A 12,355-nucleotide genomic window follows, 5' to 3' on the forward strand; every position below is an offset into this window, starting at 1 on the left:
GATGCATATTTCATCATGTTGATTATACAACAGACGGAAAGAAAAAGCCGAGCTATCTCGCAGCGAGACAGTATCGGCTTTTCCAACTCTTTTTTCCGACTCCTATATGTTCCTACTTGTACGGTGTCCTTCACCTACCGGGCATCTATGTAAATGCCTGTATATTCTTCAATACGCGGAATGCGGACAAACAACCGGATTTGCCCATCGCCAGCAGGTTCAGTACGAACCAGTTCAATTCCAGCATCTCCTTGAAGGATTCTGAATTCAGCTACTTGCTGGACAGGCAGCACAATCTCAACCTCGATATCTGTAACTGGAATCGTCTGCAGAACCGGACGGCGTGGAGCTGCTGTCGTATTGACGATATGAAGCACATATTCTCCCTCTGTGGTACCGCTATGATTAAGACTAAAATGAACACTGAGCGGCGCATTCGAGCGGATCAAATGTTGCTCACCCAGCATATAATCCACAGCGTTTTTTAGAAGCTCGTTGAAATCATTATGTCCATGGAGCCACACATTACGATCCACACCGTAAGGGAAGAATATCGATTCCCCTTCACCAAATGGATTTAATATCAGGGTCGGATAATCCGTCTCATAGCTTCTGAGCCACGAGCGCTCCGGTGGCTGAGGGAAAATCTGCGGCACATACGTTAGCAAAGCTTGTGCTGTATCCGTATTCGTTCTAACCAGATACTGATCACTCCAGCTCGCAAGCAGTTGAGTATCCTCAAAGCCTTTAGTCAAAGCGTGAGCTTCTTTTACATACTGATAGCCATATTGGGAGTTGTCCTTGACACTGCCTGTAAACGAGCAGCCAAATACATCACTTAATGCAAAATCAGGGCGGTTCGTACCCTCCGGCGTACTGAACGAGGTCAGGTTGGTTGCAATCAGCTTACCGCCACCGCGTACATAGCTGCGGATGATTTCGACTTCCTCATCAGACAGGCATGCAGCATTTGCCAAGATAAGCACTTTGGCCGCTTGGAGTGTCTCCAGACTGAGCTTATCATCCGTCAGCAGCCGATATTGAATATGCTGATCATTTAATACTTGCTCCAGACCCATTAAATGTGTCAAATAGGCATCCTTGCTCCGATTCGGGTTACCGAATGCTGCATTCGTTGCGCGTGAGTATAAGACATTGACTTCAGCAACCGTTGTCTGCTCGGTCAGCAGGTTCTCGTTACGTTCCATATAATCGTAAATATCGGCGCTCAGCAGCGCATTTCTGCGGTCATAGGTTGCGCCCGGATGCTGTCCGTTAAATACGCAATTCCAGAATGAACCACCTGCACTGATAGCCTCCCACATCCATAACCTTGTTTCCTGCTTGGCGGAGGAAATATAGCGCAAATCATTATTCGTGCCCAGGTGACCAAACAGCATAACCGGAACCTTATCCGGCGACAAGCTTTTCAAAAATTTGATCAGCGTCGAAGGACCGTTCATAGGCTCATGGTTGGCTGTAAACAAAGGGGTGACCAGGAAATCAAAGTGGTCCTTGATCGCATACAGATCATGTCCATCCGACTTAAAGCGATCATGGTATAAACCGAATATTTCAGCTGCATAGGCTTTTTCTTCGCCATATTTCTTAACAACTGCACGGCAATCACGAAGATGCTCCATCACGCAGGCTGCTTTCCAATCGCGGTACTCATCGTAATGGCTATCCGTGAATTGACCGCCACGAGGCAATTCATGACCGCTTTCCTTACGGAATCGGTCCGAGCAGCTCTTGCAATAACAGATCCCGCCTTGACTGTAGGAATTTTCCCAAATCCCATCAATATCATATTTTTCAAACAGCACATCGATGAACCGATACGCATGCTCATTACGGTAGGTGCTCTGGTAGCAAGGCTGAAAAATTGCGGAGTGAAGCGGATTATCGCGTGTCTTCGGCTCACCGATTTCATTGACAGCGAACCAATCGGGACGCAGCTCATAGATTTTCTTGTCCACACCACGGAAATCGACACGGACCACGACTTTAATTCCTTTGGCATGAGCCGCTTCTACCAGATCCTTGAGCAGATCCTCCTTGGTCATAAATGGATTCGGATTCGCCGTAACGAGATTATGTCTGAAAAAGTCGACGATTCCGCCGCCATTAATAATGATGCAGTTCGCACGTATTTGTTCCATATAGTTAACGACGGAGCCAGCGTCATAATCCACTACATCCGGCTCGCGCAGTACCGTTTGCAATATCCGCAGCTGCTTTTGATACCATTGTTTATTTTCAGTCATGCTGTTGTTCCTCCAATATTTCATTTGAATTTGCAAAACGTTCGAACAGCTTGAACATTAGAAGTACGGTGAATAAGTTCCGCTGCGCGACCAAATATCCTTCCGATCGCTGTTGAAATCGTGAAATTGGATGAGATTAAAAGGTATATTCACGATTTCAAAGGCGAACGCTGACGCTTCTCCAGGATCATTTGGTCGCTCCGCTCTATATTCACCGAACTTCTATAGCGATATACTTTTTACACACGTACTCTTAGACGTACCGTTCATGGAGTGCTTCCAGACTGATACGGCCAGCTTTATCCTCACAAATGGCGATATTTTTCTGGACAATAGATTTGTCACGCATCCCCATCAGGGCTACATCGACATATGGATTTGATAATACAAATTGAATCAATGCAGGTGTGTAATCGAACGTATTTTCCGGATTCACAGTTTGAATCCAGCGTTGAAATGTGCCAGAGGTCGGTGTTCTCATCGTCACGATGCCCATCCCTGCCTTATCCGCTTCCAATAGGCTGCCAAAAGGACGGCTCGGCTCGTAGCCATGCTGAAAAATAAAGTTATAGCAAATCTGCATCATATCGAACATGCCGCTGCGAATGAAACGGTACACGGAATCATTGTTATCCTCACTGCTGAAGCCGATATGCTCAACCAGACCCTCTTGCTTCAGTTGCAGCATCTCCTCGGCCATCCCCCCATCCATCAGGATGTTGTCAGCCTGCTCGGCAGTATAGGAATCTCCATGGATTTGCAGCAGCTGAATTCGGTCCCTGCGAAGTCTTGTCAAGCTAAGCTCGACGGATTCGCGCAGTTTGCCACGGGTTTTATAATTGGCCTTTGTAGCAATAAACAGCGGGTACGAACCGCTTTCGGTGACGCCTTGGAGCGCTGAACCCAGAATCTCTTCGCTTTCACCATTGCCATATCCCGGCGCTGTGTCAAAATAATTGATCCCGCCCTGCAGGGCAGCTTCTATGGATTCGAACAGATGTTTACGGTCATCTCCGTCAGTCGGGTCAAAGGTGTGCAAATAATTTTTTAGTCCGGCAGCCGCACCTCCATAACCAATCCTGCTCACGGTTGCCCCTGTTTTTCCTAAAGTTGTATATTCCATTGCTTCCTACTCCTCCTACTCTCTGTTTAGGACCACTGCTAGGATGATACTTGTCGGGTCCATTGTTTAAATATATATTCAGACATGCTTCTGCCTGATGCAAACTCAGGTGAATGCAAGTATCCTTCCAATATGGCAACGCAAACCTTAACCGGAAGATCTATCCCTTTGGGAAAATACGGGATTGTACGGTTACGCTCAAACTGCTGTTCTACCCATTCCGGTATAACCAGCTTCTGTACTGATGAATCCTGATTCTCCAACGATTCCATTATAAAGCCCTTGGTGCTAATGGGAGCCGCACCTGTAAAGAACTGCTCGATAGCATTCGTGCTGACAATCCGTTTCCACTCTTCCTCATTGCAATTAAGAAACCCTCTGAACATATCCATCGCTGCGTTCGCATTTTCATTGCGCCAATAGAGTACCGGATATTCGCTTCCCCACATCAAATGGTTGGGACCACACTGCTCATACACATATTCCATCCAAGCTTTATAAGCCGTATGGGGATGAACTGAAGCCGCCATACCGGCATTACGAACAAAAATGCCATAAAATCGTTCGTGCTGCATCAGCTTCTGGATACTGCCACCCGATTTATCCGGATCTTCAGGTGAGAAATCGGGGTACATAAAATGCGGAGCAGCCAGCTTGGCCTTAGGATATTGGCTCAACCAACTCAAATACAGCTCGGCCACCCTTTGATTCAGGCAGGCTCCGATTCCATACGCCCAGCAGCCGCTTTCCCCAATCAGCTCCAGTATTTTCGGGTATTCCACAGCTTCACGTGTTTCAAGACGAATACCCATCGCTCCAACGTCCAGCTGCAGCTTCACCGCCTCAATCCGCTCGTCTTTCGTTTCTCCAAAAGGAATGCCGACCGCTCGAATACGATCCGGGTACCGGATTGCCGCTTCACTGATGATAGAGAAATCAGGGACTCGTGGTCCCAACACCGCTACCGCTTGCTCAATCTGATGATTATCCATATAACTGATAAGCTGGTCCAAAGAACCAAAGCGTGGCTGCCCAAAGTGAGCATAGGCATCTGTAATCTTCGACTGCATTGTGAAACCACACCCCCATTTAAAAAAAAGTCACAGTCAACCTTTAACTGCGCCTAAGGTCATCCCGCTAATTAAACGGTCCTTGATGACCAGATAAAATACGATCATCGGAACGATCGCAAATATAATAGCCGCCGACATCATTCCGTAGTTAATTCCATTTTCATCCTTCGTAAAGGCCAGCGTGACAGACAAGGTACGGTACGCTTTGTTCGTCAGCATAATCAAGGCTAGCAAATAATCATTCCAGATCGCCACGAAGGTCAAAATTAACACGGTAACAATCCCATTTTGGCTTAAGGGCACAGCAATTCTGGAGAACAGCGTCCAGGTGGTAGCTCCATCGATAATCGCGGATTCGTCCAGCTCGTGGGGAATCGCCCGCATAAACATGACCATCAGAAACATCGCAATCGGCAGCTCGCCCACCACATACATCAGAACAATCGAATATTTGTACCCAAGAAGATGCAAATCATTAAACAACGTATACACCATGGGCAGAATCGTAATACCAGGTACAAAGATCGCCGCCGAGAAAAACAGATAGATATATCCACTGGCCTTAAAGCGAAACCTCGAAATTGCAAACGAAGCCGGAAGCACAACTGCCAAGAGCAGTAATAAGCTGACCAATGTGATGCTGACCGAATTATAGAACGCTTTGGGAATGTTGGATGCCGTAATCACACTCATATAATTACTGAAATCGAACCTTTCCGGAATAAAACGAATACTGGTCAAGATCTGATCCGTATCACGAAACGAATTGCTTAATATCCAGATCAGAGGTACTAAAGTAAACAGGGAGTGTACAATCAGTACTGCGTACTTGATCCACGTGGCTAACCTGCTAGTTATAGAGCGGCTTGCCTGCATACTTTTCACCTTGGCAGCTGTTATTTCCATTTCCACACCACCTCCTCACATGTGAACCTAATGACTTAATCCTTGAAGGTCGTTAATTTGCGGAACACCAAGGTGACAATTAATGAAAACAGGAAGATTGTAAAAGCGATCGCGGTTCCATAACCATATTTCAATCCGACGAAAATCGTATCGTACATGTAGGTGGCCGGTACCTGTGTAGAGGTGCCTGGCCCTCCCTTGGTCATGATAAAAACATAGTCGAAGTTTTTGATCGCTCCGGTTATCGCAAGAATCATACAAATCTGCAAAATCGGCCATACCAACGGAACCGTGATCCTTGAAAAAAGTACCCATGCGTTCGCGCCATCAATGGTGGCTGATTCGTAGATTTCTTCGGATATATTTTGCATGCCCGCTAACAAAATAATGAAGAAATAACCAATCGTATGCCAAATCGGTGCGGCAATGACCGCATAAAAGGCAGTATGCTTATCCCCCAGCCATATTCGTGCCCAGCTCTCCAGTCCGATCGCACGCAACATGGTGTTCAATAATCCCGCATCCAGGTCATAAATCAACGTGAACATCAGCGCAATCGCAGCAGTAGAAATGACCACGGGCATGAAGAAAGCAGCCGAGAAAAATTTCGAGCCCCTGATCGGGCGGCGCAGCATACTGGCAAGTACAAGTCCCGAGCCGACCTTCAAAAGTATAGCCAAACCTGCCCATAGCAGCACCCGGCCAATCCCGGTCAGAAACAGCTCATCCTTCGTCAGCTTGACATAATTTTGTAAACCGACGAAGGTGGTTTTGCCAAACCCGTTCCATTCAAAAAAGCTGTAATAAAACGTTCTGGAGAATGGGATGATGAAGAAAATAAAGTACAAAATGAGCGCCGGCAGCATGTAATAAATAATCGTGTTTCGAAACCTGAGCTGTCCCATTAAGCAGTGTCCCTCCTGACTTGCGGCTTCCATTCAAGCTAACAGGCCGTACTTATTTCTTGAAAATTTTATCCATCTCCTGAACAAATTGCTCCGGTGTCCCTTCGCCTCCCAGATAAGCGCTGATTAACGGTTCGAATTTGGCTCTTTGATCCGGACTCATGTAGGAAGGAAGCCATTTGTTACCTGGCGCTGATTGTGCGTTTTTAAGTCCGTCTGTCGCCAAACGCCCATATTTGGCAGGGTCGATATTCATACTCAGCTGAGGAACGGTTTGTTGACCGACTTCCGCATAAATTTTGGCTTGTTCACGAGAAGCAAAGCGCTTCAGCAGCTCTTCCAGGTATGGACGTTTGTCTTTATCGTTCCAGGCTTTGGAGCCCATATAGAACAGCTGGGTTAAATCCTTTTCAAAATTTTGCGTTTTTTGCGCGCCGCCCGGAATCAATGGGAATTTCAAAGCAACCAGTTTTTCCTGAATTTCCGGTTTTATGCTATTAATTGCTGAAGAATTGTCGATAAACAACGCAGCTTTACCTGTGTTCAAATATTTGGATACAGCTACATCATTCGCAATCGCAATGGCGTCCTCCGGGAGATTGCCGATCAGCAGCTCTTTGACCATTTGTGCGGCCTTCAATGTTTCCGGTGTGTTAAACGGCTCTTTACCCAGAATCATATCGCGGACCTTGTCATTGCCCAAGTAATTACTGAATACATAGTCAAACGCTCGCACGCCCTGACTGTCGCCCTTAACACTGATGCCAAAAGGCATTACACCCTTGGCTTTCAGTGATTTCACAGCAGATAACCACTCATCCCACGTTGCAGGAATCGGGACACCGGCTTTATCAAACACTTCCTTGTTGGCATATATAGCCGTGTAGAACATCGTACCCGGAATACCATAGGTTTTACCGTCTAGCGAAGCGGTTTTCCAGGCACTTTCGTCGAACAGATCTTTGAAGAACGGATCGGATTTCACCCATTCGCTCAGGTCGGCAACCTTGCCCGCTCTGGCCACCTCATCGAGTCCAAAGCCCGGGTCCAGGCGCCAATAGTTGAAAAAATCGGGGACACGGTCACTGACAGCATCCAGTTTGATTTTCGTAATATGATCATTACCGGGAGATTCTTCTACCTCTATCGTGACATTCGGATAATCCTTCTTGAATTGGTCAAGAGTATCTTTGACGATTTTCGTCATTGGGCTTGTGCCCACCCAGTTCGTCGCAAAGCGCAGGGTCACTTTTTTGTTCTTATCGGGACCTGTCGCAGAGGGAGCCCCTTCCTTGGGCTTCATTTCGTTGCCAGCCCCGGCTGCAGGCTCAGAAGTTGAGCAGCCGGCAGCCATAACAAGAACCATCAGGAGTGAAGTCAGTAAAGCCAACGTTCTTTTCAAAATAAAAACCTCCCGTATAGTTATGATCATTAAATTACTTTATTTCTTCTTCACGCTTTGGTACCATTCGTTCACTTCTCCCGTAATGGTATTTCCGCCGGAGGATTCCCAGGTTTTTACGAAGTTATCGAATTCATCCAATGGAACCTCACCGTAAATAATTTTGGCGAACGTATCCTTTTCTTGCTGCTTCAAATTATCCCATCTCGATTTCATCGTTTTGGTTGGAGGCGCCGTATATTTCTCACGATAAGATATATCCTTCAATGCAAGGTTGATGGTCGCTGCCTGAAGTCTTGGTGCATCAGCAATCAAGCTGGATCTGACCTCGAATTGATTGGTTGGTCCATTGCCTTTGGCCAGATTGGCATAAGCCTCCATTTGTGTAGAAGGAATCCGTGCGCCTTCAAACGCAATGGTATATTTCTGGGGAATCACACGACCACCTGGAATCTTGGTTGTATCTGCGGTTGGCTTGCCGTCTATAATTGCGTAATCATAGCCTTCGGCAAACTGGTATTTGAATTCACTATCCTTGCCGGGGAAAGCAAAGTTCTCGAATAGGTAGTTTTGGTAAACGAAAAAGGCCTCCGGATTTTTCGCATTTTTGTTAATGAGCACCGATCCGCTAAAGTTCAGGTTGCCTTTACGGCCCTGCTTGCCATCAGGTCCTTTGGGAAGTGTGTAGGCTTTGAATTTGGCTCCTGGCACGTTCTTCATAAGATCAGCTAATGGAAATAAGGTCATCCAGTGCGGTCCGGCAATAATTCCGGCGCGACCGGATGTGAACAGTGCTGCTGCCTTGGTTTCGTCCATTAGAGCCGCTTCTTTATGGATGTAGCCTTTATCCACCCAATCTCTCAGCTTCCCGAGCGCAGGCTTGACACCTGGTTGTACCGAACCGTAAGCCAAGGTGCCATCCGGCTTTTCATTCCAAATCTCAGCCATCGTTCCATAGGCTCCAAACAGCCAGCCAGCAGTTGCTTGTGTACTTACGAGTGAATCACGGAAAGCAGCTGCCATACCATAGGTGTCTTTTTTGCCATTGCCATCCGGGTCCTGGTTCACGAACGCATCCATCACTTTTTCCATCTCATCAATAGTGGTTGGTGCTTTAATATTGAGTTTTTCCAGCCAATCCTCGCGAATGTAAAAGACCGTGTCATCATTCATGGAGTATTCAGGAATGGGAATCCCGTAGGCTCCATCCTTACGCATAAACGGATACCACATCGAAGGATCTTCGTTAACTGCTTTCTTGTATAGCGGTGACGCATACTGCTCCCACATCTTGCCGACTTCCATAAATTTACCCGAATCAATCAGGTCATTGGCAAGCGCCGTGTTGCCAGCAATGGCTACTACATCCGGCATATCTTCATTCGCGGAAAGCGCCAAGCGCAACCTCGTTTCAAACGCCTTATTAGCCGCAGGTGCTGTCCAGTTATATTTAAGATTAATGCCAAGACGCTCTTTCGCCCATTTGGTATGAACATTGTTCTCCATCGTTTCGCCATTTTTAAAAGTTGTGCTCGCACTAATTTGATTAATTGTGGTCAACGTGATCGGTGGGTCATATTTGCCATCCTTGAACGATGCCGTATATTTGATGCCTGTCGTAGGTGCAGTTGTATCAGTAGATGGAACCTTGGGCGCTGCGACTGGCTCTTTGGTGCAAGCGGTTACGGTTAACAGTGCAGACGTTAGCAGCAACGGTACAAAAGCTTTCTTGATGAACATTTGTGTCATGTGAATCCCCCATTCATTTGTTTTCAAACCGAGTATATCCGAAGATATATGATATAGATATATCAAATTATCTATATCATTGTCAGGCAACAATTTATACTTCTATTGAAAATATCTTACTTTTACCTATTCCTTAACGGACCCCATCACAATGCCTTTAACAAAATATTTTTGCAAAAAAGGATAGACGAGCAGAATCGGTACCACGCCAATAAACATTTGGGAAGCTCTGACAGTCTGCTCGCTCATCTGCTCCAGATCATCCGCACTCACGTTCATACTCGTTAAATCACGCTGTACAATAATCGTCTGCAAAAAGGTGGCCAGCGGGTAATTCTGGGCCTTGGTGATATAAATAAGACCGTCAAACCATGAATTCCATTGACCGACCATCGTAAATAACGATACCGTAGCGATAGCAGGCAAGGCAAGAGGTAAATAGATGTTAAACACGGTTCGGAAATGACCGGCTCCATCCATATAGGCAGCCTCCTCCAAAGCCTTGGGGACGCTGGAGCGAAAGAAATTAAGCAGCAAAATCATATTAAATACATTCACAGCATGGGGTAGAATCAACGCCCACAGCGTGTTAATCATTCCGAGCTTTTGAATCAAAATGTAAGTCGGCACCAGGCCGGCATGCATCAGCATCGTAAAAACAAAAACCCACATGTAAAAGGTTCTGCCTTTAAAATCGCGATTATCCTTGGATAATGCATACGCCGTCAATGTAATGAGCAGCATGGATAGCACGGTTCCCGCTACAGTACGGGTGACGCCGTTAATTAGCGCCCTCAAGAAATTTTCGTTAGCTAACGTTTTCGTATAAGCGTCAACGGTAAAACCCATCGGCCATATACCGACCAGATTAGCACTGGCCGCAGCTGGTGCACTAAAGGATACCGCCAAAATGTGGATAAGCGGCAGCAGACAAATCACTGCAAGCAGCCCCATAAATACATAGTTGAAGACTGAAAATATTTTGTAAGGCATGGATAGGTGATTCAATGGGGGTCCCTCCTGAGAGCTTCCGTAGGAAGCTTGCATCGTAAGCGTAATCTAAGTTTTCGAAAGAAACTGACTTCTAGAAAATCCGGTAATTGGCGAATACGTACGCCATTCTGTAAGCAATCATGATCAGAATGAAGCTGACTACCGACTTGAACATACCTACAGCCGTAGCAAAGCTGTAATCACCACTCAAAAGTCCGACCCTGTATACATAGGTATCGATGATGTCGCCTTTTCCATAAACGAGCGGATTGTACAGATTGAAGATCTGGTCGAATCCCGCATTCAGAATGCTGCCCAATGACAGCGTACCGACCACAATCGCAATCGGAATCAGCCCGGGAATGGTGATATAAAGCACCTGCTTGAATCGATTACAGCCATCAATGACTGCTGCCTCATACAAGCTGGGGTCAATACCAGCAAGTGCAGCCAGGAATATAATCGTAGCAAATCCAAAATCCTTCCACACATCACTGACCACAATCGTAAACCGGAACCAATCTCCATTACCCAGGAAAAAAATCGGTTGAATACCGAATACAGCACCCAGAATCCGATTGACCATACCACCGTCCGTTGAGAGCATATCGATCAGAATGCCCCCGAGAATGACCCATGACAAAAAATGGGGCAAATATACCATGGTCTGAATGGTCCGTTTGTAGCCGATAGCACGAATTTCATTCAGCAGCAGAGCGAAGACGAATGGGACTATTAATTGAAACAACACCTTCAAGCTGGCAATAATTAACGTATTCAGAATAACCTGACGAGATTGCGGAAACTCCCACATCTTGGCGAACTGATCCAAACCCACGAAGGGTGAATCCGTAAATCCAAGCCATGGCTTATATTGCTGGAAGGCCATAATTAACCCCGGCAGCGGGCCATATTGGAAAAGCAGCACGACCAGAAATGCTGGCAGCACCATCAGATGCAAAGGCCAATTTCGTGTAAAATTCCATTTAATCCTTGTTTTCTTGTCCGTTTTTTTAATTTTTTTAATTGCTGCGTCTCTCGTGATTTGCTGCGCGTTTTCCATATCCAGCGCTCTCCTCTGTCTCTGGTGTGATAACATCCATTATTGATCTCTGAACTGCTGCGGCGTCATGTGAAACCGCTCCTTGAATACCCGTATGAAGTAAGACGTATGATGGTAGCCAAGATGCTCGGCGATTTCATATACCTTTTTGCTGCTATTGCGCAAGAAGTGGACAGCTCGCTCCATTTTTAACCGATGTACGTAATCATTGAAGCCTTCTCCTGTTTCATTCTTATACAGCCACGATACATATTTGGGATGCAAATTCACTTTGTCCGAGAGAAGCTGCAGCGATACATCCTCATGCAGGTTTTGCTGCACAATTTGTTGAATATGGTGGATGGTCTCATTACGATGGGGAACATTGGACGGCTCCACCACTCCATACTCTGCTTTTAGTTTGAATAATATCCCGATTGCCCATGCCTCCAGTTCCTTTAGTGATATGAATTCAGGACTCGCATTCATCTGAGACGTTTTACTGCCCATTATCAGCTCCGGCTGTTTGCCTTGACGATGTGCCGCATAGCTGTAGGTCATACAAAGCATATAATACATCTCCAGCCTATGCTCACCTGTAATCTCTGTTGTCGCATTCCACTTGGCAAATAAATCTCGCAGCTTGCGCTCTGCTGCAGTCCAGTCGTTGGTTTCCAGCAGCTGAATCATCAGGAGTGAATCCGCGAGACTGGATACAAACCAATCGGATTCTATTTCCCGCCTGCCAGAACCTGCATCAGCACTTATCGTGGAGACAATTGCTCTCGCTCCAGATATCAAAGTATTCTCCTCCTTAGAGTTTTGCGTAGCAAAACTGGCTTCGTAAGCATCAACCTAGTTTTGCGTAGCAAAACTGACTTCGTAAGCATTTGCT

General features: G+C 46.2%; 10 protein-coding genes. All 10 read right to left on the minus strand.

The features are described from left to right. Positions 1–134: 134 nt before the first annotated feature. A complete protein-coding gene (locus OB236_RS02135; RefSeq protein WP_262682466.1) occupies positions 135–2,267 on the minus strand; it encodes an alpha-amylase family protein in 2,133 nt (710 codons plus the stop codon). 253 nt (positions 2,268–2,520) lie between these two features. Further along, positions 2,521–3,390, minus strand: a complete 870-nt coding sequence (locus tag OB236_RS02140; RefSeq protein WP_262682467.1) for an aldo/keto reductase — start codon at positions 3,388–3,390, stop codon at positions 2,521–2,523. A 38-nt stretch (positions 3,391–3,428) separates the two neighbouring features. Continuing rightward, positions 3,429–4,460 carry an amidohydrolase gene (locus OB236_RS02145; RefSeq protein WP_262682468.1) on the minus strand — a complete coding sequence of 344 codons (1,032 nt, stop codon included), beginning with the start codon at positions 4,458–4,460 and terminating at the stop codon, positions 3,429–3,431. Positions 4,461–4,496: 36 nt separating this feature from the next. Then, positions 4,497–5,369 (minus strand): carbohydrate ABC transporter permease, encoded by an 873-nt coding sequence (locus OB236_RS02150; RefSeq protein WP_262682469.1) that lies wholly within the window; start codon positions 5,367–5,369, stop codon positions 4,497–4,499. 35 nt (positions 5,370–5,404) lie between these two features. Beyond that, the gene (locus tag OB236_RS02155; protein ID WP_076228117.1) at positions 5,405–6,274 is read right to left on the minus strand and encodes a carbohydrate ABC transporter permease; all 870 of its coding nucleotides are present in this window, start codon (positions 6,272–6,274) and stop codon (positions 5,405–5,407) included. Positions 6,275–6,326: 52 nt separating this feature from the next. Then, positions 6,327–7,676 (minus strand): ABC transporter substrate-binding protein, encoded by a 1,350-nt coding sequence (locus tag OB236_RS02160; RefSeq protein WP_262682471.1) that lies wholly within the window; start codon positions 7,674–7,676, stop codon positions 6,327–6,329. A 39-nt stretch (positions 7,677–7,715) separates the two neighbouring features. Further along, entirely contained in the window at positions 7,716–9,425 is a 1,710-nt protein-coding gene (locus tag OB236_RS02165) for an extracellular solute-binding protein (RefSeq protein WP_262682472.1), read from the minus strand. 126 nt (positions 9,426–9,551) lie between these two features. After that, complete coding sequence (locus OB236_RS02170; protein ID WP_144026348.1) at positions 9,552–10,418, minus strand: carbohydrate ABC transporter permease; 867 nt, start codon at positions 10,416–10,418, stop codon at positions 9,552–9,554. A gap of 91 nt (positions 10,419–10,509) precedes the next feature. Then, positions 10,510–11,481: an ABC transporter permease gene (locus OB236_RS02175; protein WP_262682473.1), complete on the minus strand. Its 972-nt coding sequence runs from the start codon at positions 11,479–11,481 to the stop codon at positions 10,510–10,512. Between the two features lie 39 nt (positions 11,482–11,520). Further along, positions 11,521–12,261, minus strand: coding sequence for a helix-turn-helix transcriptional regulator (locus OB236_RS02180; protein ID WP_262682474.1), 741 nt, complete (start codon positions 12,259–12,261; stop codon positions 11,521–11,523). Positions 12,262–12,355: the final 94 nt, after the last annotated feature.

This window comes from Paenibacillus baimaensis (assembly GCF_025567575.1).